Here is a 22,917-nt window from a genome sequence, read left to right on the forward strand (position 1 = left end):
GCCTATGCGGCGACCCGCACACCGGCCCCGTCGGGCGCGGTGGCCAGGCGGCGCCTGCGCTTCGGCATGCCGAAGGTCGGGTGGGCGATTCCGAACCCGGCCCCGCTGAGCACGCCCGCCTTGAGCCGCGCGGCGGTCCGGCCGCCCAGGTACCAGGGCTTCGACCGGACGTCCCCGTCCACCATCTGGAAGATCGCGTCCCGCCGGCCGAGGCTGATGTGGTTGCCGTAGTACTTCAGCCCGGTGGTCGGGACCTTGCTGCCTGTCAGGCGCGCGATGATCGCGGCGGTCGCCTGCATGTTGGTGAAGCCGGCCGAGGCGCAGGACATCGGCAGCGGCCGGCCGTTCTCGCCGATCGCGTAGGCGCAGTCACCGGCGGCGTAGACGTCCGGGTGCGAGACCGAGCGCATGGTGCGGTCGACGACGATCTGGCCGGTCTCGGCGACCTCCAGGCCGCTGGAGGCCGCGATGGGGTGCACGGCGAACCCGGCCGACCACACGGTCACGTCGGCCGGGATGGACGTACCGTCGGCTGCGATCGCCCGTGCCGGCTCGACGGCTTCGATGCCGGTGTGTTCGTGGACGGTGATGCCGAGCCGGTCGAAGGCGCGGCGCAGGTGACGGCGGGCCTTCGGGGAGAGCCAGGCGCCCAGCTCGCCGCGGGCGGCGAGCGCGACCGAGAGGTCTGGCCGGGACTCCGCGAGCTCGGTGGCGGTCTCGATGCCGGTCAGCCCCTCGCCGACGACCAGCACGGTGCCGCCCTCGCCCAGGCCGGCCAGGCGCTCGCGCAGACGCAGCGCCGACGACCGGCCGGTCACATCGAAGGCGTACTCGGCCACGCCGGGGACGCCGTGGTGGGCCACGGAGCTGCCGAGCGCGTAGAGAAGCGTGTCGTACGCGAGCTCGCCGTCGCCGTCCTCGCCGGTCACGGCGACGGTCCTGCGCTCGGGGTCGACGCCGGTGACGCGCGCCAGGCGCAGCCGCACCCCGGTGCCCGCGAATACGTCGGCGAGCTTGCGGAACGCCAGGTCCTGGCCGACCGCGAGCTGGTGGAGCCGCATCCGCTCGACGAAGTCGGGCGCGGCGTTGACGACGGTGATCTCGGTGTCGGCGGAGGAGAGCCGGCGGGCCAGGTTTCCGGCGGCGAAGGCCCCGGCGTATCCGGCACCGAGTACGACGATGCGGTGCTTCATGGCGTTGCTCCTGTCTCGTTCGCGTGCCCCTTGAACGGGATGGCGCCCCGATTGCTGACAGGAGTCGAGTGTGACGTGGGTCACTAAATCAGGATGGGCGGGCTGAGGTCGCGGCTCCGCTCGTGGTTGTCCACAGGGTGATCCACGACTTGTCCACAGGGGCGGACGGTTGTCGGAGAACGGCGGTACGGTCATCGGGAATTGATGGCTGACGGCCGGCAGACGGGGGAGGCGGCGTTCCATGGGTGAGATCGATACGACTGCACAGGGGCAGCGGGCCGCGGCGGGTGCCGCACGCATTCCGGTCGTGCCCGGGTTCGCGCGGCGCGCGGCGCTGGGCTCGCCGGACGCAGCGGGGGCCAACGGCTCGCCGAAGGCGGCCGGCAAGGCGCTGAGAGCCGAGGTGCCGCGGTCCGCGCACAGCTCGCTGGTCCTTCCTCCCGGCCGGCCGGACGCCGTCCAGGCGGTGGAGGAGTCCAACCGGGGCCGTGTGCCCGGTCTGACGCCGATCAGGGTGGGGCGGATGGCGGCCACCCCGTTCGCCTTCATGCGCGGCTCGGCGGGGCTGATGGCCCATGACCTGATGGGTACGCCGGTCACCGGGGTGGGCGCGCAGATCTGCGGAGACGCGCATGCGGCCAATTTCGGTCTGTACGGCGATGCGCGGGGAAATCTCGTCATCGACCTGAACGATTTCGACGAGACCGTCTTCGGCCCGTGGGAGTGGGACCTCAAGCGGCTCGCCACCTCTCTGGTGCTCGCCGGCCGCCAGGCAGGCGCCGACGAGGACACCTGCCGTAAGGGTGCGTACGACACCGTGGGTGCGTACCGGCGGACGATGCGGCTGCTGGCCGGACTGCCGGCGCTCGACGCGTGGAACGCGATCGCCGACGAGGAGCTCGTCTCGCACACGGACGCGCGGGATCTCGTCGGGACTCTGCAGCGGGTCTCGGAGAAGGCGCGCAACAACACGAGCGCCCGTTTCGCCGCCAGGTCGACGGAGGACTCCGGGGACGGAGGGCGCCGCTTCGTCGACGCTCCGCCGGTGCTGCGCCGGGTGCCGGACGAGGAGGCGGCGGCCGTCGCGGCGGGGCTCGGTGGCTATCTGAGCACGATCTCCGAGGACCGGGTGCCGTTGCTGGCCCGGTACGCGATCCATGATGTGGCGTTCCGGGTGGTCGGCACAGGCAGCGTCGGGACGCGGTCCTATGTGGTGCTGCTTCTGGATCACCGGGGCGAGCCGCTGGTCCTTCAGGTGAAGGAGGCCCGGCCCTCCGCGCTGGCGCCGTATCTGCCGCAGGCCGGCTTCGATGTGGCCGAGATCGCGCACGAAGGGCGCCGGGTGGTGCTCGGACAGAAGCGGATGCAGGTCGTCAGCGACATACTCCTCGGCTGGGCCGAGGTCGACGGGCGGCCCTTCCAGGTCCGTCAGTTCAGGAACCGCAAGGGCAGTGTGGACCCGGCCGCGCTCACGGCCGATCAGGTCGACGACTACGGGCGGATGACCGGCGCTCTGCTTGCGCGCGCCCATGCCCACAGCGCGGACCCGCGGCTGCTGGCGGCCTACTGCGGCAAGAACACCGAGCTGGACGAGGCGATGGCCTCCTTCGCGGTGACCTACGCGGACCGGACGGAAGCGGATCATGCCGAGCTGGTGCGGGCGGTCGCGGCCGGGCGAATAGCCGCAGAGCAGGGTGTCTGACGGAGACCGCGGCGGCCGGGCGTCCTCGGGGCGCCGGTCCTGGCCATACGCTGGACGGGTGACCCACGAAGCCGCCGGGGTGCCGAATACCCGGAACGATGATGACCGGCAGGACAACGACCGGCAGGACGAGCTGCATCACGCGCAGGACGCGTCGCAGGACGACCGGCAGGACGGACCGCCCGCTGCCCAGGGCGAGGCGCCGGGTGAGGCGCCTCGTCCCGAGGAGCGGCTTGCCAAGGCTGTGCGGGTGGCCGAGCAGGCGTTGATCGAGTTCGAGATCGCGGTGGAGACCTTCCGGGTCGAGGTCGAGAACTTCTCCCGGCTGCACCACCAGAAGCTCGGCCCGATGTACGCCCGGCTCGACGAGCTGGACGCGCTGATCGCGGAAGCCCGTGCGGACCGGACCGGTGATCCGGAGGATCGCCGCAAGGCCCAGGAGGCGCGGGCGATCGTCATGCCGATGCCGGGGGTCGAGGAGCTGTTCCACGACTGGATGGACTCCGACGGCCTGTCCCCCGAGGCTGCGGCGATGCTCACCGAGCAGCCCGTCCGGCCGCCCAAGCGGGTCAGGCCCAGCGAGGAGGCCCGCAAGCTCTACCGCGAGCTGGCACGCAAGGCGCACCCGGATCTGGCGCCGGACGAGAAGGAGCGGGAGCGCCGCGACGAGTTCATCACCCGGGTGAACGCGGCCTACGGGCGTGGGGACGAGGCGCTGCTGAGGGAACTGGCCGAGGAGTGGGAGGCGGGTCCGGTCGCACCGGAGGCCCGCTTCAGCGAGAGCGAAGAGCTGTATGCCCGGCTGGAGTGGCTCAGTCGGCGCAAGGAACTGCTGACGGTGCTGGCCCAGGAGCTGGAGCAGAGCGCCATCGGGTCGATGCTGCGGATGGCACCGGAAGATCCGGACCGCTTGCTGGAGGACATCGGCGAGAAGCTGCTCGCTGACGTTTCCCGGCGTGAGGCCGAGCTGGCGGGCCTGGTGCAGTAGCGTTCCGGGTGTCCCTGCCGCGTACGTACGAGAGAAGGCATGACCCATGAATTTCGCCCCACTGCCCTCGGTGGATGTCGCGACGGTGCCGTTGGACGGCTTCGTGCTGGACGTCCGGGAGGACGACGAGTGGGCGGCCGGGCATGTCGAGGGCGCGCTGCACATTCCCATGAGTGACTTCGTGGGCCGCTTCGGCGAGCTGACCGAGGCGGCCGAGGACGGCCGGCGTGTGCACGTGATGTGCCGTGTCGGCGGCCGGTCGGCCCAGGTGACGCAGTACCTGGTGCAGCAGGGCATCGACGCGGTGAACATCGACGGCGGTATGCAGGCCTGGGACGGTGCCGGGCGGCCGATGGTCGCGGAGGGCGGCGCGAGCCCGGCCTTCGTCCTCTGAGACACCCTCCTCTGAGACACCCTCCTGTGGGAGATCCCCCTCCGGGAGATCAGCAGAGGGGGTGGGCGGCCAGCAGGTCGCCCAGTGCCTCCTCGTGGGCCGCCGCCGGTCCGAGCGAGAGCTCGATCTGCTTCGCCCAGGCGTGGAAGCGGTGCAGGGGGTAGTCGGTGTCGGCGCCTATGCCGCCGTGCAGGTGCTGTGCCGTCTGCACCACGCGGCGGACGCCCTCCGATGCCCAGATCTTCGCCACGGCGATGTCACCGGCGGCGGGCAGGGCTCCGTCGGCTTCGGTGGAGATCCGCCAGGCCGCCTGCCAGAGGGTCACTTCCATGGCCCGCAGATCGATGTACCGGTCGGCGGTCTGTACGGCGACCGCCTGGAACGTGGCGACGGGGAAGCCGAACTGTTCCCGCTTGCCCGTGTACGCGCTCGTCATGGCGAGCACGCTCTCGCCCAGGCCGTGTGCCAGTGCGCAGGTCCCCGTGGTGAGCAGGTTCCGCAGCCACTCCCAGGCGTCCTCGGCGTCGATCAGTTCGTGGTCGTCGATGCGGACCGCGTCGAGCCGGACCTCGGCGAAGCGCTCTCCGCTGGTGGACACCTGCTCGGCGAGGCCGACGCCCTCGTGCGTACGGCGGACCAGGGCCAGGACGGCGCGGCCCTCGGCCGTGTGGGCGGGCACCGCGATCCAGTCCGCGCACTGGGCCCACGGCACCGCTGACTGCACCCCGTCGAGCACCCATCCGGCTTTGGCCGTGGCTTCGGCTGCAGCCCCGGCGGTGGCTTCGGCCGCGGTCCCGGTCTGCGGGTCCCTGCGGGCCACGACCGCCAGTTCTGCCGGGTCGTGGCCGGTGCGGCCGTTGGCCCCCACGGTGAGGACCAGTTCGCCCCTGCCGAACTTCGGCAGCAGCTCGGCCCCGAGTGCGGGGTCTCCGTACCGCTGAACGGTCATGGCGACCGCGCTGCCCTCCAGCAGGGGCACCCGAGCCAGCACCCTGGCCGACTCGCGCAGCACGAGGCACAGCGCGACCAGGTCGAGACCGGCCCCGCCGTGCTCCGGTGCCAGCGTGATGCCGAGCAGATCGGTGCGGGCGAGCCCGGCCCACAGTGGCCGGTCCATGTCCTCGGCCACCGCCCCGGCGGTCAGGGCCGGACTGGGAACACCGTCGGGTGCGACGCCGGAGAAGACCGACTTCGCCGCCTCGACGGCCGCCTGCTGTTCCTCGGTGAAGGTGAAGTCCACTGTCCCGGCCTCCCGCGAACCGTAGTGTCCCTGAACCGGTCGGCCCACAGCTGGACCTGACGGCTCGTCAAGATAGAACAGGTTCTAGAAGAAGGGAACAGTGCGGTGCCGACGGCACCGGGAGGGTCAGCGACGATCAGCGCCGGTCAGCGGTCGAAGTCGAGCTCCACCTCCGGGGTGACCGGGTGCGACTGGCAGGCCAGGACGAAGCCCGCCTCCGTCTCCTCCGGCTCCAGCGCGAAGTTGCGGTCCATGCGCACCTCACCCGACACGAGGAACGCGCGGCAGGTGCCGCACACCCCGCCCTTGCACGCGTACGGGGCGTCCGATCGGCTGCGCAGCACCGTCTCCAGCAGCGACTCCGCGCCCTGCACCGGCCAGTTTCCCGAGCGGCCGTGGAGGGTCGCTGTCAGGGTGCTGTCGGCAGGTGCGTCGATCCGCGCGGCGGGGGCCGGAACGTCCTCGACGTGGAAGATCTCCTGGTGGATATGGGAACGGTCCACACCCAGCTCCCGCAGCGCCTTGTCGGCGCCCTGCACCAGACCCAGCGGCCCGCAGAGGAACCAGCCGTCCACGTCCTCGACGGACAGCAGCGCCGGCAGCAGACCGGTCAGCCGCTCCCGGTCCAGGCGGCCGGCCGGAAGACCGGCCGACTGCTCCTCCCGGGAGAGTGCGGTGACCAGCTGGAAGCGTCCCGGGTAGCGGTCCTTGAGGTCGGCCACCTCGTCGAGAAACATCGTCGAGGCAACGGTCCGGTCGCTGCGCACGAGGCAGAACCGGGCCAGGGGTTCACGGGCCAGCAGCGTCGCCGCGATCGACAGCACCGGCGTGATGCCGCTGCCGCCGACGACCGCGGCGAAGAAGCCGGGGCGCGGGCGAAGCACGAAGCGACCCATCGGAGGCATCGCCTCCACCTGGTCACCGACGGCCAGTTCCTTGAGGGCGTACGTGGAGAAGGCGCCGCCGTCGACCATGCGGATGCCCACGCGCAGCGCCGGGTCGGCCGGCGCCTCGGTCGCGGGTGCGCAGATCGAGTACGACCGGCGGATCTCCTCGCCTTCGAGGGCGTAGCGCACGTTGAGGTGCTGGCCCGGAAGGTGGCGGAAGGTCTCGCGCAGTTCGGGCGGCACGGCGAACGTGACGGCCACCGCGTCGGCCGTGATCCGTTCGATCGCGCTGACCCGGAGCGGATGGAACATCTACAACTCCTTGAAGTGGTCGAACGGTTCGCGGCAGGCCACGCAGCGGCGCAGCGCCTTGCACGCGGTGGAGGAGAACCGGCTCAGCAGCTCCGTGTCGGTCGACCCGCAGTGCGGGCAGCGCACGGCCAGGGTCAGCGGCACAGGACCGCCCGTGGTGCCCTGGTGACGCGGGGGTGCGATACCGAACTCGGAGAGCTTGCGCCGCCCCTCGTCGCTGATGTCGTCCGTCGACCACGCGGGGGCGAGGACGGTGACCACCGAGACGTCCTTCACTCCGTGGTCGTGCAGTACGCGCTCGATGTCGGCGGACATGGTCTCGATCGCGGGGCAGCCCGTGTACGTCGGGGTGAGCCGCACCGTGACGCTGTCCGGTCCGTCCATCTCGACACCACGGAGCACACCGAGCTCCTCCAGGGTCAGGACGGGAAGCTCGGGATCGGGTACGGCGCCCGCGAGTCTGTGCAGCTCCGCCTCCAGCCGGGTCTCGGTCACCATGACGCCCCCGGGTGGCTGCGGTGCAGATGCTGCATCTCGGCGATCATCCTGCCGAAGGGTTCGGTGTGCAGTCCCTGCCGCCCGGCCCCGGCCTGCCACGCCCCCGACTGCGGTCCCGCCGGGACGGTGAGGGTGGCCCGCTCCACCACGTCCGTGACGGCCGCGAGCCAGCCGGCCCGAATTTCCTGCCAGTCGATGCCGATTCCCTCGACGGGCTGGAAGAGCTCGCCGGTGAAGCGCCACAGGACGTCGAGGCCGCTCTGCATGCGCTCGTGGCTCTCGGCCGTTCCGTCGCCGAGGCGCAGGGTCCACTGCTCGGCGTGGTCGCGGTGGTAGGCGACCTCCTTGACCGCCTTCGCCGCGAGGTCCGCGAACTCGCCGTCCCCGGCGGCCAGCCGCTCGTACAGCAGGTGCTGGTAGACGGAGAAGTAGAGCTGCCGGGCGATGGTGTGGGCGAAGTCGCCGTTCGGCTGCTCGACCAGCTGCACGTTGCGGAAGGCCCGCTCCTCGCGGAGATAGGCGAGTTCGTCCTCGTCGCCGACGAGCGAGAGCAGGATGCGTGCCTGTCCCAGCAGGTCCAGGGCGATATTGGCGAGAGCCACTTCCTCTTCCAGCACGGGGGCATGGCCTGCCCACTCTCCCAGCCGGTGCGAGAGCACCAGCGCGTCGTCGCCGAGGGCGAGGGCCGCGGTCACAGGTGCTTCACCCCTTCCGGGATCTCGTAGAACGTGGGGTGCCGGTAGGGCTTGTCGCCGGACGGTTCGAAGAAGGAGTCCTTCTCGTCGGGCGAGGAGGCCGTGATCTCCGTGGACGGCACCACCCAGATGGAGACGCCCTCGGAGCGGCGGGTGTACAGGTCGCGTGCGTTGCGCAGGGCCATCTCGGCGTCCGGGGCATGCAGGCTGCCTGCGTGGGTGTGGGACAGTCCGCGCCGTGAGCGCACGAACACCTCCCACAGCGGCCAGTCGGTCGAGCTGCTCATGCCGTCGCCTCCCCGGGCTCTGCGGTCGTTCCGGTGTGCCCGGGCCGTCCTGTGGTGTGCTTCGTCGCGTATGCCGCCGCCGCGTCGCGGACCCAGGCACCTTCTTCGTGGGCTGTGCGCCGCTGGGTCAGGCGCTGCTCGTTGCAGGGTCCGTTGCCCTTGAGGACCTCCTGGAACTCCGTCCAGTCGATGGCCCCGAAGTCGTGCCTGCCCAGCTCCTCGTTCCACCGGATGTCCGGGTCGGGGAGCGCGAGCCCGAGCGCCTCGGCCTGCGGAACACAGATGTCCACGAAGCGTCTGCGCAGCTCGTCGTTGGAGTGCCGCTTGATCTTCCAGGCCATCGACTGCTCGGAGTGCGCCGACGCGTCGTCCGGCGGGCCGAACATCATGAGGGACGGCCACCACCAGCGGTTCACCGCGTCCTGGGCCATCTCGTGCTGGGCCGGGGTCCCGCGGCTGAGGGCGAGCAGCAGCTCGTACCCCTGCCGCTGGTGGAAGGACTCCTCCTTGCAGATCCGGACCATCGCGCGGGCGTACGGGCCGTAGGAGCAGCGGCAGAGCGGCACCTGGTTGGTGATCGCTGCGCCGTCCACCAGCCAGCCGATCGCGCCGACGTCCGCCCAGGTCAGCGTCGGGTAGTTGAAGATCGACGAATACCGCTGGCGCCCCGCGTGGAGCTTGTCGAGCAGCTCCTCGCGGCTTGTGCCCAGAGTCTCGGCGGCGCTGTAGAGATACAGCCCGTGTCCCGCCTCGTCCTGGACCTTGGCCATCAGGATCGCTTTGCGGCGCAGCGAGGGCGCGCGCGTGATCCAGTTGGCCTCGGGCTGCATCCCGATGATTTCCGAGTGGGCGTGCTGAGCCATCTGGCGGACCAGCGAGGCCCGGTACGCCTCCGGCATCCAGTCGCGCGGCTCGATTCGGTCGTCCGCCGCCACCGCGGCGTCGAACGCCGCGGTGCGGGCCGCGTCCTGTGCCGTGCCTGCCGTGTCCGCCGCGCCTGCTGCCCTGTGCTTCTGCTGGTCCGCAGTCACTGCCGCCATCCCGGGCTCCCTACCGACCGATCGTTCGGTTCAATGACTTCAATGGTGAGCCGGCGGCCCGTAGGGTGTCAACCCTGTGGATAACTGAGTAGTGATCGACGGTGATCGGGGCGGGATGGATGCGGACCACGGCGGGGGCGCCGAGAGCGAGCGGAAGGCCGCCTGGCCGGAGGCGGTGAGCCACCGGGCGGACGGGTCCGGCGGGGGTGCGGACGCCGGGACGGGCCAGGTCGGAGGCCGGGACACCGGCCGGGCGACCGGGCGGATTCCCAGGCAGGACGCGGGGGAAGGCGCCGGGCAGGACGCAGGCCAGGACGCCGGGCGGGTTGCCTCACCGGATGCCGATACGGATGGTGGAGGGGATCTTGCCCCCGGAGCCGCCGTCCCCGGAGCCGCCGTCCCCGGAGGCGGGATAGCCGCGCTCTCGCGCCCGTACCAGGTTGTCGCCGCCCTGGCGCTGTCCCTCCTCGGGGTGCTCGGCGCCGTACACCTGGCCATGGTCTTCCTGCACGTCGCGCCGTCCAACACCCTGACGAAGGAACACGGCGAGGCGATAGACGAATGGGTCTATCCGGAGTTCGAGCAGAACTGGAAACTGTTCGCTCCCAATCCGCTCCAGCAGAACATCGCCGTACACGTGCGCGCCGAAGTGGCAGGTGCCGACGGCCGCCGCACCACCCCCTGGATGAGCCTGTCCGGTGAGGACGGCGAGGCGATACGCGGCAGCTTCCTCCCCAGCCACGTCGATCAGAACGAGCTCCGCCGGGCGTGGGACTTCTTCCTGAACTCCCACGACAACGAGAACCGCGCCACCGGCATGCGCGGAGAGCTCTCCGAGCGCTACATCCGTCGCATCGTGATGCTGCGGCTCGGCGAGCACGACTACGGCGGCACTGTCGAGCGTATTCAGGTCCGCTCCTCCGTACGCTCCGTCGCGGCACCGCCGTGGAGCGAGGAACGGATCAGCACCCGGCCCAACTACCGTGTGCTCCCCTGGTGGACCATCACCTCCGCCGATCTTCCCGAGAACGCAGCGGCGCGGTCCTCGTACGGTGAGGGGATGGACAAGTGAGCCGAGCGAGCACTCCCACCGGGATACGGGAAGCCGGCCCGAACCCCGGATCCGAGCCCGACGGCAAGCTGGCCCGCGGAATCCAGCGCGTCACCGCCGCTGCCCTGGGCCCGTACCAGAGCGCCGTCATCCGCATCGGCTTCTCCGTCACGTACCTGCTGTTCCTGCTGCGCGAGTTCCCGCACCGCCACGAGATGTACGGCCCCGACGGTCCTTGGCAGTGGGACATGGCGGAGCAGCTCATAGGGAACAACGGCGCTTTCAGCGTGCTCATGTGGTCGGACAGCACGGTGTGGTTCGAGATCGTGTACGGCCTCGCGCTGGTGTCGGCCGCGCTTCTGATGGTCGGCTGGCGCAGTCGGACGATGTCCGTCCTCTTCATGGTCGGCGTGCTGGCCCTGCAGAACCGCAGCATCTTCATGGGCGACGGTGGCGACAACGTCATCCACCTGATGGCGATCTACCTCACGCTGACCCGCTGCGCACAGGTGTGGTCGCTGGACGCACGGCGGGCCGCGCGCAACGCCGCACGTGCGGCGGACGGTCTCGGGCCGGTACGTGATGTGGCGGGGCCGGTCCTCTGGGCCGTGCTCGGCCCCGTACTGCTGGTGGCCACGCTCATGGGCGGGCTCGGTGACACCCTGTGGCTGCCGATCCTGCTGTGGGTGCTGTGGGTGGGCAACGGTGCCTGGTGGGCGGCGAACCGGTTCGCCCCGGAGGGTGAGCCGCGCACGCTGCTCGACGTCCTGGCCAACCTCGCCCACAACGCCACGCTCGTCGTGATCATGGCCGAGGTCTGTCTGATCTATGCGACGGCGGGCTGGTACAAGATCCAGGGCTCGCGCTGGCAGGACGGCACGGCGCTCTACTATCCGCTGAAGCTGGACTACTTCACTCCGTGGCCTTGGCTCTCGGATCTCCTCGCGGCCAGTGGTCTGGTGGTGATGGTGCTGACGTACGGCACGGTCATCGTGCAGGTCGCCTTCCCGTTCACGCTGTTCAACCGGCGCGTCAAGAACGTGCTGCTGGTCGCCATGATCGGTGAGCACGCCGGGATCGCCGTGCTGCTCGGGCTGCCCTTCTTCTCGATGGCGATGATCGCGGCGGACGCGGTGTTCCTGCCGACGGTCTTCCTGGTGTGGCTCGGCGGCCGGGTCACGCTCACGCGGCAGCGGCTCTTCTCGCGCCGTGTGCGGAAGGTGCCGGAGCCCGACCGGGGGCGGGCCTCCGAGGACGAGGGAGAGGGCGAGGGGGAGGTCCCGCAGCACAGTGGCGGCGGGGGCCATACGCTCGTCGGGTGAGCAGCGAGAACGGCAGTGCAGAAGAGCCCCCCTTGGCGATGGCATCCGACCCGTCGGCGGAACCGGTTCAGTACGACGAGGGGTACGGGGCGGAGATCGGCGTCGGGCCGCATCCGCTGCCGTGGCCCGAGGGCGAGCGGTACGACCCCGAGCTGCTCGCCCACGGAGACCGGCGCAATGTCGGCGACGCGTACCGGTACTGGACGCGGGAGGCGATCGTCGCCGATCTCGATCTGCGGCGGCACGACTTCCATGTGGCGGTGGAGAACTGGGGCCACGACTTCAACATCGGGTCGGTGGTGCGTACCGCCAACGCCTTTCTGGCGAAGGAGATCCACATCGTGGGGCGTCGGCGGTGGAACCGGCGGGGGGCGATGGTCACCGACCGCTACCAGCATGTGCGCCATCACCCCGACACGGCGGACCTGACCGCCTGGGCGGCGGCCGAGGGGCTGCCGATCATCGGGATCGACAACCTTCCCGGTGCGGTGCCGCTGGAGCGGACCGAGCTGCCGCGACGCTGTGTGCTGCTCTTCGGGCAGGAGGGGCCGGGGCTCACGGAAGAGGCGCGTAAGCACGCGACGATGGTGTGCTCCATCGCGCAGTTCGGGTCCACGCGGTCGATCAATGCGGGGGCTGCGGCGGCTATCGCCATGCATGCGTGGGTGCAGCGGTATGCGGATGTTCCGGCGGTGGGGGACGTTTAACCGGGGCTCCGCCCCGGACCCCGCTCCTCAAACGCCGGAGGGGCTGATTGGGGCGGGGCGGAGCCGTCGGTGAGCGATGTGGCTTATGCCTGGCGGCGGACTTCCACCACGCGGAAGCGGTTCGAGACGAACGCGCCGTCGCACAGTGCCGCGTTCGCCGCCGGGTTGCCGCCCGAGCCGTGGAAGTCCGAGAACGCCGCCGTCTGGTTGACGTAGACCCCGCCGGTCAGGTTCAGCGAGAGCTGGGCCGACTCCTCGAAGCAGACGGTCTCGACCTCGCGCTCGACCTCCGGCGATGTGGTGTACGCGCCCACCGTCATCGCTCCCTTGTCGCGGACCGTGCGCCTCAGCAGCGCCACCGCGTCCGCCGTGGAGTCGACCGCGACCGCGAACGAGACCGGGCCGAAGCATTCCGACAGGTAGGCCGCGCCGTCGTCGGGCTTGGTGCCGTCGAGCTTGACGATGACCGGCGTACGGACCACCGCGTCGGGGAAGTCGGCGTTGGTCACCGTCCGCGAGGGCAGTGCCACGTCGCCCAGCTCCGCCGCGCCTTCGACCCTGGCCTTCACGTCCGGGTTGACCAGCGCGCCGAGCAGGGCGCCGGCCCTGGCGTCGTCGCCGAGGAGGCCGGTGACGGCGGCCGCGATGTCCGAGACCACGTCCTCGTACGACTTGTCGCCCGCGTCCGTCGTGATGCCGTCGCGGGGGATCAGGAGGTTCTGGGGGGTGGTGCACATCTGGCCGCTGTAGAGCGAGAGCGAGAAGGCCAGGTTGGAGAGCATGCCGCGGTAGTCGTCGGTGGAGTCGATGACGACCGTGTTGACGCCGGCCTTCTCCGTGTAGACCTGGGCCTGGCGGGCGTTGGCCTCCAGCCAGTCACCGAACGCGGTGGAACCGGTGTAGTCGATGATCTTGATCTCGGGGCGCAGCGCCAGTGTCTTGGCGATGCCCTCGCCCGGCCGCTCGGCGGCCAGAGCGATCAGGTTCGGGTCGAAGCCGGCCTCGGTGAGGACCTCGCGCGCCAGCTGCACCGTGAGCGCGAGCGGAAGCACCGCGCGCGGGTGCGGCTTGACCAGGACCGGGTTGCCGGTGGCGAGGGAGGCGAAGATGCCGGGGTAGCTGTTCCACGTGGGGAAGGTGTTGCAGCCGATCAGCAGGGAGATTCCGCGGCCCGCCGCGGTGAACGACTTGCGCAGCTGGAGCGGGTCGCGCTTGCCCTGGGGCTTGGACCAGTCGGCGTCCTGCGGGGTGCGGATCTGCTCCGCGTACGCGTACGCCACGGCTTCCATGCCGCGGTCCTGGGCGTGTGGGCCGCCCGCCTGGAACGCCATCATGAACGCCTGCCCGCTGGTGTGCATCACGGCGAGGGCGAGCTCATGGGTGCGGGCGCTGATCCGGGACAGGATCTCCAGACAGACCAGGGCCCTGGTCTCCGGTCCTGCCTCGCGCCAGGCACCCATGCCCGCGCTCATGGCCGGCAGCAGCACGTCCAGGTCGGCGTGGGGGTACTCGACGCCGAGTGTCGGCCCGTACGGCGAGATCTCGCCGCCCGTCCATCCGTCGGTGCCGGGCTGGCCGAGGTCGAGCCGGGTGTTCAGCACGGCGTCGAAAGCGGCCTTGCCCTCGGCCGCGCCCAGGCTGCCGGGGGCGCCGCCCTCGCCGTACGCCTTGGGGTGCTCGGGGTGCGGGGACCAGTAGGCGCGCGTACGGATCGCGTCGAGGGCCTGGTCGAGCGTCGGTCGGTGGGTCTCGGACAGCTGCTGGGGGGAGAGCTCGGCGGCCATGACGGACCAACTCCTCATCGAGCTGGGCAGGGACGGGCGGACGGAGTTAGAGTAACCGAACGATCGGTCGGGGCAAGGGCCCCCGAGAAACCTGTGGACAACTCATGGGGGAGGATCGCGGGCATGACTACGGCCAAGCGGGACACGTACACCCCTGAGACGCTGCTCACCGTGGCCGTTCGCGTCTTCAACGAGCGGGGCTACGACGGCACCTCGATGGAGCACCTCTCCAAGGCGGCCGGCATCTCCAAGTCGTCCATCTACCACCATGTGAGTGGCAAGGAAGAGCTGCTGAGGCGGGCTGTCAGCCGGGCGCTCGACGGGCTCTTCGCGATTCTCGAGGAGTCCGGCGCGACGCGCGGCCGGACGATCGACCGGGTCGAGTACGTCACCCGACGCACCGTCGAGGTGCTGATGACCGAACTGCCCTACGTCACGCTGCTGCTGCGCGTGCGGGGCAACACGAAGACCGAGCGCTGGGCCCTGGAGCGGCGGCGCGAGTTCGACCAGCGTGTGTCGGAGCTGCTCAAGGCGGCGGTGGCGGACGGCGATCTGCGCGCGGATGTGGACATACGTCTGGCCACTCGGCTGCTCTTCGGGATGGTGAACTCCCTGGTCGAGTGGTACCGCCCGCACCCCGGCGGCTCCGCGGAGGCCGAGCAGCTGGCGGACACGGTGGTGCAGCTGGCCTTCGAGGGGATGCGGGTCACTCGCTGATCAGGCCCTGGGACAGGTCCGTGGGGCGGTCCGGGCCCTGTCCGAGGTCGGTTTCCTCGAACACCAGCAGGGTGCGGGTGGAGAGCACCTCGGGAATGGCCTGAATCCTGGTGAGGACCAGCTCGCGCAGCGCCCGGTTGTCCGGGGTGTGCACCAGGAGCAGTACGTCGAAATCGCCGCTGACCAGCGCGATATGGGTGGCCCCCGGGAGTGCCTGCAACTGCTCGCGCACCGTGCGCCACGAGTTCTGCACGATCTTGAGCGTGATGTACGCGGAGGCGCCCTGCCCCGCCCGCTCATGGTCCACCCGTGCGCTGAACCCCCGGATCACGCCGTCCTCGACGAGCCGGTTGATGCGGGCGTACGCGTTGGCCCTCGAGACGTGGACGCGGTCGGCGACCGACCGTATCGAGGCGCGGCCGTCCGTCCGCAGGATGCGCAGGATGTCGCGGTCGATGGAGTCGAGCGGCCGGGCGGGCGGAATGGAGGCGGGGCCGGGGCCGGGGCCGGGGTCCTCGCCTCTCGCGGCCATTTGTTCAGACGCCATATCCCCGTGCCTCCCTGTTGTGGACGAGCTGCCTCTATCCCAGGCTGTGGAGAACCGTTTGTCCACAGGCTGACGGTGCCTGTAGCCAAAATGCCGCCGCGACCGAACAATCGGTAGGTGAGGCACACCACACCCGCGCCTCGTCTACCCCTCGACATTTCGACATATTTCGACACCCCTCGATATACCTCGATGCCAGGAGGTGCTTCTCATGACGGTCCAAGAGCTGCCCGGCGCGGCTGCCTACCGGCCCACGCCGCCCCCGGCCTGGAAGCCGCTCACCGACCCGGCGCCGCTGCTCCCGGACCCCGAGCCGTTCCGCGTGCTCGGCACGGACGCGGCGGCCGACGCGGATCCCGGTCTGCTGCTGCGGCTCTACGCCGAGCTCGTGCGCGGTCGCCGGTACAACGCGCAGGCCACGGCCCTGACCAAACAGGGCCGGCTTGCCGTCTACCCGTCGAGCACCGGGCAGGAGGCGTGCGAGATCGCGGCTGCGCTCGTGCTGGAGGAGCAGGACTGGCTCTTCCCCAGCTACCGCGACACCCTCGCGGCCGTGGCGCGCGGACTCGACCCCGTCGAGGCACTGACTCTCCTGCGCGGCGACCGGCACACCGGTTACGACCCGCGTGAGCACCGCATCGCCCCGCTCTGCACCCCGCTCGCCACGCAGCTGCCGCACGCCGTGGGCCTGGCCCACGCGGCCCGGCTCAAGGGCGACGACGTGGTCGCACTCGCCATGGTCGGCGACGGTGGCACCAGCGAGGGCGACTTCCACGAGGCGCTGAACTTCGCGGCCGTCTGGCGGGCCCCGGTCGTCTTCTTCGTACAGAACAACGGCTTCGCGATCTCCGTCCCGCTCGCCAAGCAGACCGCGGCGCCCTCCCTGGCCCACAAGGCCGTGGGCTACGGGATGCCGGGACGACTGGTCGACGGCAACGACGCGGCGGCCGTGCACCAGGTGCTCGCCGAGGCGGTGGCCCGCGCACGGCGTGGTGGAGGGCCGACGCTCGTGGAGGCCGTCACCTACCGCATGGAAGCCCATACGAACGCCGACGACGCCACGCGGTACCGCGTGGACAGCGAGGTCGAGGCATGGAGGGCGCACGACCCGATCCGGCTCCTGGAGCGGGAGCTGACCGGGCGAGGACTGCTCGACGAGGACGGCATCGTGGCGGCGAAGGACGCGGCGGACCGGATGGCCGCCGGACTGCGCGAGCGGATGAACGCCGATCCGGTGCTCGACCCGATGAGCCTGTTCACGCACGTCTACGCGGAACAGACGGAGCAACTGCGCGAGCAGGCGGCCCGCTTGCGTGTCGAGCTGGATGCCGAGCAGGACCAGCACGACGACAACGCGGAGGAACGGCGATGACGACCGCAGCGGCGGTTCCCGGCGCGCAGACGGGGAAGCCCAAACCGGCCACCATGGCGCAGGCCCTCGGGCGTGCGCTGCGCGACTCGATGGCCGAGGACCCGTCGGTGCACGTCCTCGGTGAGGACGTCGGCACGCTCGGCGGGGTATTCAGGATCACCGACGGCCTGGCGAAGGAGTTCGGCGACGACCGTTGCACGGACACACCGCTGGCCGAGGCGGGAATCCTGGGCGCGGCCGTCGGGATGGCGATGTACGGGCTGCGGCCCGTGGTGGAGATGCAGTTCGACGCCTTCGCCTATCCGGCGTTCGAGCAGCTGATCAGCCACGTCGCCAAGATGCGCAACCGGACCAGGGGCGCCATGCCGCTGCCGATCACGGTGCGGGTGCCGTACGGCGGGGGAATCGGCGGGGTCGAGCATCACAGCGACTCCTCCGAGGCGTACTACATGGCCACGCCGGGCCTTCATGTGGTCACACCGGCCACGGTCGACGACGCGTACGGGCTACTGAGGGCCTCGATCGCCTCCGACGACCCCGTGATCTTCCTGGAGCCGAAGCGGCTGTACTGGTCGAAGGCGGCCTGGTCGCCGGAGGCCCCGGTGGCGGTCGAGCCGATCGGACGGGCTGTCGTACGCCGGTCCGGGCGCAGCGCGACGCTCATCACCTACGGTCCTTCCCTGCCGGTCTGTCTGGAGGCCGCGGAGGCCGCGATCGCCGAGGGCTGGGACCTCGAAGTCGTGGACCTGCGTTCGCTGGTGCCGTTCGACGACGAGACCGTCGCCGCGTCGGTCCGGCGTACGGGGCGTGCGGTGGTAGTCCACGAGTCCTCCGGTTTCGGGGGGCCGGGCGGTGAGATCGCGGCCCGGGTCACCGAGCGGTGCTTCCACCATCTGGAGGCGCCGGTGCTGAGGGTCGCCGGATTCGACATTCCGTATCCGGCGCCGATGCTGGAGCGGCACCATTTGCCGGGCGTGGACCGGGTGCTCGACGCGGTGGCCCGTCTGCAGTGGGAGGCGGACAGCTGATGGCTCAGGTGCTCGAATTCAAGTTGCCGGACCTCGGCGAGGGTCTGACCGAGGCGGAGATCGTTCGCTGGCTGGTGGAGGTCGGCGATGTCGTCGCCATCGACCAGCCGGTCGTCGAGGTCGAGACGGCCAAGGCGATGGTGGAGGTGCCGTGCCCCTACGGGGGTGTGGTGACCGCGCGGTTCGGCGAGGAGGGGACTGAACTCCCCGTCGGATCACCGTTGCTGACGGTGGCGGTCGGGTCGGCTGATTCCGGGTCGATGGACTCCGGATCGGCGGGTTCCGGGTCGGTGGGCTCCGGTGCGGTGGGTCCCGCCAAGGGTTCCGGGGCGGCCGAGGCCGAGTCCAGCGGCAACGTGCTGGTGGGTTACGGGACGGGCGCTCCGGCGGCACGCCGTCGTCGGGTACGGCCCGAGCAGATGTCGGCGCGGCCTGCGACGCCCGAGCCGGCGCCCGTCGCGGAGGAGGTGCGGGGGCCGGTGGCCGTCGTATCGCCGCTCGTACGCAAGCTTGCCCGGCAGCACGACGTCGACCTGCGTCAGGTGAACGGGTCGGGGCGCGACGGGCTGATCCTGCGGGCCGATGTCGAGTCCGTGATCCGGGTTGCGACGGAGCGCACGGCTGTCGCTGCCGCCCCGGTGGCCGCAGCGACAACCGCAGTGGCACCCGCCGGCGCCTCGTCGCCGCGGGCTTCGCTTACCGCTGCCGGTGAGCGGATTCCGCTGCGCGGGGTACGGGGCGCGGTGGCCGACAAGCTGTCGCGCAGCCGGCACGAGATCCCGGATGCGACGTGCTGGGTCGACGCCGACGCCACCGAGCTGATGGCGGCCAGAGCGGCGATGAACGGCGCCGGTGGCCCGTCCGCGGGCCCCAAGGTGTCCGTGCTCGCCCTGCTGGCCCGTATCTGCACGGCGGCTCTGGCCAAGTACCCCGAGCTCAACTCGACCGTGGACCCGGCCGCCCGGGAGATCGTGCGGCTGCGCGACATCCATCTCGGCTTCGCCGCCCAGACGGAACGCGGGCTGGTCGTACCGGTCGTCCGGGACGCGCAGTCCCGGAACGTGGAATCGATCGGCGCCGAGATCGCCCGGCTCACGGAGTCGGCCCGTACGGGGACGCTGACCCCGGCCGAGCTGACCGGAGGCACGTTCACGCTGAACAACTACGGGGTGTTCGGGGTCGACGGTTCGACGCCGATCATCAACCACCCCGAGGCGGCGATGCTCGGCGTCGGCCGGATCATGCCGAAGCCGTGGGTGCACGGGGGCGAACTGGCCGTGCGCCAGGTCGTCCAGCTCTCCCTCACCTTCGACCACCGGGTGTGCGACGGAGGCACGGCGGGCGGATTCCTCCGGTACGTGGCCGACTGCGTTGAGCAGCCGGCGGTGCTGCTGCGCACGGTGTAGCGGCCCGGACGGGGGGCGGGCCGGATGAGTGCTGGGCGGGGCCGGACGGATGTGAGTGGTCCCGTCCCCTGGGGGATCAGCCTGGGCGGGCTGCACGCATACTCGGGGCATGACCGCCTATGACGCCATCGTCCTTGCCGGAGGGGCCGCCAAACGCCTCGGCGGAGCCGATAAGCCCGGGGTCCGGATCGGCGGCCGGTCGCTGCTCGACCGGGTCCTCGCGGCGTGCGCCGGAGCCGGGGCCACCGTGGTGGTGGGCGGCCGGCGGTCGACCGGGCGGCCTGTGACCTGGACGCGGGAGGACCCGGCCGGCGGGGGACCGCTGGCGGCGCTCGGGGCCGGGGTGCGGCATACGACGGCGGAGCGCGTTCTCGTACTCTCCGCCGACCTGCCGTTCCTCGGGGCGCCCACCGTCGGAGCGCTGCTGGCCGCCGCAGGGGAGGAGGGCAGGGAAGGCGCCCTGTCCACCGATCCGGGCGGGCGGGACCAGCCCCTGGTCGCCGTCTACCGGGCCGAGCCGCTGCGCCGTGAACTCGCGCTCCTGGCCACCGAGCACGGCGGCCTCGCCGGGCTGCCGCTGCGGCTGCTGACGGCCGAGCTGGACCTCGCCCGGGTCGAGACCGGTCCTCTGGACTCGTTCGACTGCGACACCTGGGAAGACATCGCCACAGCCAGGGCCCGCATCAGGGAGCATGGGACCGTGCTGGACGAATGGATCACCGCAGTCAAGAACGAACTGGGCATCGAGCTCGACGTCGACACCGGCGCACTGCTCGACCTCGCCCGTGATGCCGCGCACGGCGTCGCCCGGCCGGCCGCGCCGCTGACGACCTTCCTCGTCGGTTACGCGGCGGCGAAGGCGAGCAGTGGTGACGGCCCCGAAGCAGCGGCCGAGGCGGTGGCCGAGGCCGCCCGAAAGGCCGCCGCGCTCGCCCTCCGGTGGGAGGAGGAGGCGGGGGCCACGAACGAGGCCGACCCGAAGTGACGGGGCATCACGGCACCGGCACCGGAACCGGCACCAACACCGGCACCGACGGCTCCCCGCTCTCGCCTCCGAGTACGACGCCCCGGACCGCCGCTGCGGGCACTGCCGCGACCGCACCCGCGCCCGCGGCTGAGCACGCGCCCTCGCCCGCGACCGGCTCTTCGTCGATTCCCCCGATGGCGCCGGAGGACGAGCGTGCCGTTGAGGAGGCCCTGGCCCTGGTCGCGTCGAACCGACCGGACCCGGGAGCTCGTCCGGGGGAGGAGCGGGAGCACTCCACCTCGTACTCCACCGCGCACCCCACCTCACCGTCCCCCCTCTCCCCCACCTCCACCCCCAACGCCACATCCAGCGGCTCCCCCACCCCATCCGCCGCCCCTTCGCAGCCTCCGCGCGCCCGGCGCCACCACACCACCTCCTGGGCCGACGCACGTGCCCTGGCCGCGCGAGCGGGGCGTGCCGCTCCGGTTGCCGCGAACCGGCTGTCCCTCGACCGGGCGCTCGGGCATGTCCTCGCCGAGGCGCTGCACGCGCTCACCGATCTGCCGTCCTTCGACACCTCCGCCATGGACGGCTGGGTCGTGGCCGGGCCAGGTCCCTGGACGGTCCGCGAGGGCGGGGGGCTCCTCGCCGGGCACAGTGCTCCTGCCGCGTTGCCCGACGGCACGGCGGTACGGATCGCCACCGGAGCCCGTGTCCCGGCCGACGCCACGGCCGTCATCCGCAGCGAGCACGCGCACGCCGACGAAGCGAAGGGGCTGCTCTTCGCGCAGCGCGAGGTCGTTCCCGGACAGGACATCAGGCCGCGCGCCCAGGAGTGCCGCACCGGTGACGAACTCCTGCCCGCCCGGACGCTGGTGACCCCGGCCGTCCTCGGCCTGGCCGCCGCTGCCGGATACGACGCGCTGGTCGCCGTACCCCGCCCACGCGTGGACGTCCTCGTGCTCGGCGACGAACTCCTCACCGCCGGGCTTCCGCACGACGGGCTGATCCGTGACGCGCTCGGCCCCATGCTCGGCCCCTGGCTGCGGGCACTTGGCGCCGAGGTCGGCGAGCCCCGCCGCCTCGGCGACGACGCGGCGGCCCTGCGGCACGCCCTCACCACCTCGGACGCGGACCTCGTCGTGACCACCGGCGGTACGGCCGCCGGCCCGGTCGATCACGTTCACCCGGTCCTCGCCGAGGCAGGCGCGGAACTGCTGGTCGACGGCGTCGATGTGCGCCCCGGTCATCCCATGCTGCTGGCCCGGCTGCCCTCCCAAGGGCCGTACGTAGTGGGGCTGCCGGGCAATCCGCTGGCCGCAGTCTCCGGTCTGCTGACGCTTGCCGAGCCCCTGCTCCGGGGCATCGCGGGCCGGCCGGCCCAGGAGGCGTACCGGGCGCTGGTCCACGACGAGGTGCAGGGACATCCGCACGACACGCGGCTCGTCCCCGTCGTCCATCGCGCCGTGCGCGGGGGCGGGTTGGACCATGTCGTGCCCCTGCATTACAACGGTCCCGCGATGCTCCGGGGCATCGCCGCCGCCGACGGACTGGCTGTTGTGCCGCCGGGCGGGGTACGGTCCGGCACCGAGGTGGAGATCCTCGATCTGCCGTGGGCCTCGGCCACGCCGGGGACTGAAGGGTGTTTCACGTGAAACTTCCCGGCCAGGATGCGATGGCCAGGCGCGCCGACGAGAACGTTGTCCCCACCCGGGTGATGCTGCCTCGCCGGGTCATGGACCGACCGCTGCGGCAGGTTGCCAAGCGGCTGGCGATGGCGCTGATGGTGCTGGCCACCACGGTCCTGATCGTCTACGTGGACCGCGCCGAGTACCACGACAACGCCGACAACCGGGTCGACTTCCTCGACGCCGTCTACTACGCGACGGTGACGCTGTCGACCACGGGCTACGGCGACATCGTTCCGTACGGCGACGGCGCCCGGCTCATGAACGTGCTCCTGGTCACGCCGTTGCGCGTGCTCTTCCTGATCATCCTGGTCGGCACCACCCTCGAGGTCCTGACGGAGCGGACCCGGGAGGACTTCCGGCTGAACCGTTGGAGAAGCAACTTGCGTGAACACACCGTTGTCGTCGGCTTCGGTACGAAGGGCCGCTCGGCGATCCAGACGCTGTGCAGCACGGGTCTGAAGAAGGAACAGATCGTCGTCGTCGATCCGGCCACCAAGGTGATCGAGGCCGCGAACGCCGATGGGTTCGTGGGCGTGCTGGGTGATGCGACCCGCAGTGATGTGCTGCTGCGCGCGGAACTCCAGAAAGCGCGTCAGATCATCATCGCCACCCAGCGCGACGACACCGCGGTCCTGGTGGCGCTGACGGCGCGCCAGCTCAACCGGGGCGCGAAGATCGTCGCCGCCGTGCGCGAGGAGGAGAACGCGCCGCTGCTGCGTCAGTCCGGCGCCGACGCGGTGATCACGAGCGCCAGCGCGGCCGGGCGGCTGCTCGGACTCTCCGTGCTCAGCCCGAGCGCGGGCACGGTCATGGAGGACCTGATCCAGCAGGGCAGCGGGCTCGACCTGATCGAACGGCCGGTGATAAAGGCCGAGGTGGGCAAGCATGTGCGGGAGACCGAGGACCTGGTCGTCAGCGTGCTGCGGGGCCACCGGCTGCTCGGTTACGACGATCCGGCGGCCAGCCCGCTGCAACTGACGGACCGGCTGATCACGATCGTGCGCGCCTCCCCGATCCACACCCCGCCGAGCAGCCTGCCGGGCAACCACCTTCCGTAGACCGAGTCCGCCGAGTCCGGCGGAGCGGGTG

Annotated in this window: 22 protein-coding genes; 13 read left to right on the plus strand and 9 right to left on the minus strand. The window is 71.2% G+C overall.

The genetic code is table 11. The features are described 5' to 3' along the window. Positions 1-2: 2 nt before the first annotated feature. On the minus strand, positions 3-1,193 hold the full coding sequence (locus ACWGO0_RS28535) for an NAD(P)/FAD-dependent oxidoreductase (RefSeq protein ID WP_453541094.1): 1,191 nt from the start codon (positions 1,191-1,193) through the stop codon (positions 3-5). Positions 1,194-1,434: 241 nt separating this feature from the next. On the opposite strand from ACWGO0_RS28535, the gene ACWGO0_RS28540 reads away from it, so the two are divergent. From ACWGO0_RS28540 to ACWGO0_RS28550, 3 genes are read left to right on the plus strand one after another with little or no spacing between them, the layout of a single operon-like run. Then, a complete protein-coding gene (locus tag ACWGO0_RS28540; protein WP_453541097.1) occupies positions 1,435-2,895 on the plus strand; it encodes a DUF2252 domain-containing protein in 1,461 nt (486 codons plus the stop codon). A gap of 58 nt (positions 2,896-2,953) precedes the next feature. Then, positions 2,954-3,883, plus strand: coding sequence for a hypothetical protein (locus ACWGO0_RS28545; RefSeq protein ID WP_453541100.1), 930 nt, complete (start codon positions 2,954-2,956; stop codon positions 3,881-3,883). 46 nt (positions 3,884-3,929) lie between these two features. Then, positions 3,930-4,277 (plus strand): rhodanese-like domain-containing protein, encoded by a 348-nt coding sequence (locus ACWGO0_RS28550; RefSeq protein WP_453541103.1) that lies wholly within the window; start codon positions 3,930-3,932, stop codon positions 4,275-4,277. Positions 4,278-4,326: 49 nt separating this feature from the next. Here the strand turns inward: ACWGO0_RS28550 and ACWGO0_RS28555 are convergent, their stop codons facing one another. The 6 genes from ACWGO0_RS28555 to paaA all read right to left on the minus strand — a co-directional run bounded on the left by ACWGO0_RS28555 (position 4,327) and on the right by paaA (position 9,236). Beyond that, positions 4,327-5,517 (minus strand): acyl-CoA dehydrogenase family protein, encoded by a 1,191-nt coding sequence (locus ACWGO0_RS28555; protein WP_453541106.1) that lies wholly within the window; start codon positions 5,515-5,517, stop codon positions 4,327-4,329. Between the two features lie 146 nt (positions 5,518-5,663). Beyond that, complete coding sequence (locus ACWGO0_RS28560) at positions 5,664-6,716, minus strand: 2Fe-2S iron-sulfur cluster-binding protein (protein WP_453541109.1); 1,053 nt, start codon at positions 6,714-6,716, stop codon at positions 5,664-5,666. Next, complete coding sequence (paaD, locus tag ACWGO0_RS28565) at positions 6,717-7,214, minus strand: 1,2-phenylacetyl-CoA epoxidase subunit PaaD (protein ID WP_453541112.1); 498 nt, start codon at positions 7,212-7,214, stop codon at positions 6,717-6,719. Further along, positions 7,208-7,909, minus strand: a complete 702-nt coding sequence (paaC, locus tag ACWGO0_RS28570) for a 1,2-phenylacetyl-CoA epoxidase subunit PaaC (RefSeq protein ID WP_453541115.1) — start codon at positions 7,907-7,909, stop codon at positions 7,208-7,210. The genes paaD and paaC overlap by 7 nt, the downstream gene beginning before the upstream one ends. Further along, complete coding sequence (paaB, locus tag ACWGO0_RS28575; RefSeq protein WP_328888047.1) at positions 7,906-8,196, minus strand: 1,2-phenylacetyl-CoA epoxidase subunit PaaB; 291 nt, start codon at positions 8,194-8,196, stop codon at positions 7,906-7,908. The genes paaC and paaB overlap by 4 nt, the downstream gene beginning before the upstream one ends. Next, positions 8,193-9,236, minus strand: coding sequence for a 1,2-phenylacetyl-CoA epoxidase subunit PaaA (paaA, locus tag ACWGO0_RS28580; protein WP_453541119.1), 1,044 nt, complete (start codon positions 9,234-9,236; stop codon positions 8,193-8,195). Before paaA ends, paaB begins: the two co-directional genes overlap by 4 nt. Positions 9,237-9,351: 115 nt before the next feature. Here paaA and ACWGO0_RS28585 point away from each other — a divergent pair, with 115 nt between their 5' ends. Genes ACWGO0_RS28585 through ACWGO0_RS28595 form a run of 3 tightly spaced genes read left to right on the plus strand, consistent with a single transcriptional unit; the run spans position 9,352 to position 12,316 of the window. After that, entirely contained in the window at positions 9,352-10,308 is a 957-nt protein-coding gene (locus tag ACWGO0_RS28585; RefSeq protein WP_453541122.1) for a DUF5819 family protein, read from the plus strand. Next, positions 10,305-11,609, plus strand: coding sequence for an HTTM domain-containing protein (locus ACWGO0_RS28590; protein ID WP_453541125.1), 1,305 nt, complete (start codon positions 10,305-10,307; stop codon positions 11,607-11,609). The genes ACWGO0_RS28585 and ACWGO0_RS28590 overlap by 4 nt, the downstream gene beginning before the upstream one ends. After that, positions 11,606-12,316 carry a TrmH family RNA methyltransferase gene (locus ACWGO0_RS28595; RefSeq protein WP_453541129.1) on the plus strand — a complete coding sequence of 237 codons (711 nt, stop codon included), beginning with the start codon at positions 11,606-11,608 and terminating at the stop codon, positions 12,314-12,316. Before ACWGO0_RS28590 ends, ACWGO0_RS28595 begins: the two co-directional genes overlap by 4 nt. Before the next feature lie 83 nt (positions 12,317-12,399). Here the strand turns inward: ACWGO0_RS28595 and paaN are convergent, their stop codons facing one another. Continuing rightward, on the minus strand, positions 12,400-14,100 hold the full coding sequence (gene paaN, locus ACWGO0_RS28600; protein WP_453541132.1) for a phenylacetic acid degradation protein PaaN: 1,701 nt from the start codon (positions 14,098-14,100) through the stop codon (positions 12,400-12,402). Positions 14,101-14,223: 123 nt separating this feature from the next. On the opposite strand from paaN, the gene ACWGO0_RS28605 reads away from it, so the two are divergent. Further along, positions 14,224-14,817, plus strand: coding sequence for a TetR/AcrR family transcriptional regulator (locus ACWGO0_RS28605; protein ID WP_453541135.1), 594 nt, complete (start codon positions 14,224-14,226; stop codon positions 14,815-14,817). Here the strand turns inward: ACWGO0_RS28605 and ACWGO0_RS28610 are convergent. Next, the gene (locus ACWGO0_RS28610; RefSeq protein WP_453541138.1) at positions 14,807-15,364 is read right to left on the minus strand and encodes an Lrp/AsnC family transcriptional regulator; all 558 of its coding nucleotides are present in this window, start codon (positions 15,362-15,364) and stop codon (positions 14,807-14,809) included. The genes ACWGO0_RS28605 and ACWGO0_RS28610 overlap by 11 nt on opposite strands. Positions 15,365-15,575: 211 nt before the next feature. Between ACWGO0_RS28610 and pdhA the strand changes: the two genes are divergently transcribed. The 6 genes from pdhA to ACWGO0_RS28640 all read left to right on the plus strand — a co-directional run bounded on the left by pdhA (position 15,576) and on the right by ACWGO0_RS28640 (position 22,886). After that, positions 15,576-16,736: a pyruvate dehydrogenase (acetyl-transferring) E1 component subunit alpha gene (pdhA, locus tag ACWGO0_RS28615; RefSeq protein WP_453541141.1), complete on the plus strand. Its 1,161-nt coding sequence runs from the start codon at positions 15,576-15,578 to the stop codon at positions 16,734-16,736. Further along, entirely contained in the window at positions 16,733-17,764 is a 1,032-nt protein-coding gene (locus ACWGO0_RS28620) for an alpha-ketoacid dehydrogenase subunit beta (RefSeq protein ID WP_453541144.1), read from the plus strand. Before pdhA ends, ACWGO0_RS28620 begins: the two co-directional genes overlap by 4 nt. After that, the gene (locus ACWGO0_RS28625) at positions 17,764-19,170 is read left to right on the plus strand and encodes a dihydrolipoamide acetyltransferase family protein (protein ID WP_453541146.1); all 1,407 of its coding nucleotides are present in this window, start codon (positions 17,764-17,766) and stop codon (positions 19,168-19,170) included. The genes ACWGO0_RS28620 and ACWGO0_RS28625 overlap by 1 nt, the downstream gene beginning before the upstream one ends. Before the next feature lie 109 nt (positions 19,171-19,279). Next, on the plus strand, positions 19,280-20,155 hold the full coding sequence (locus tag ACWGO0_RS28630; RefSeq protein ID WP_453541149.1) for an NTP transferase domain-containing protein: 876 nt from the start codon (positions 19,280-19,282) through the stop codon (positions 20,153-20,155). After that, positions 20,152-21,792 (plus strand): molybdopterin-binding protein, encoded by a 1,641-nt coding sequence (locus ACWGO0_RS28635; protein WP_453541152.1) that lies wholly within the window; start codon positions 20,152-20,154, stop codon positions 21,790-21,792. Before ACWGO0_RS28630 ends, ACWGO0_RS28635 begins: the two co-directional genes overlap by 4 nt. Continuing rightward, complete coding sequence (locus tag ACWGO0_RS28640; protein ID WP_453541155.1) at positions 21,789-22,886, plus strand: potassium channel family protein; 1,098 nt, start codon at positions 21,789-21,791, stop codon at positions 22,884-22,886. The genes ACWGO0_RS28635 and ACWGO0_RS28640 overlap by 4 nt, the downstream gene beginning before the upstream one ends. Positions 22,887-22,917: the final 31 nt, after the last annotated feature.

It is taken from the genome of Streptomyces sp. NPDC055749 (assembly GCF_053617235.1).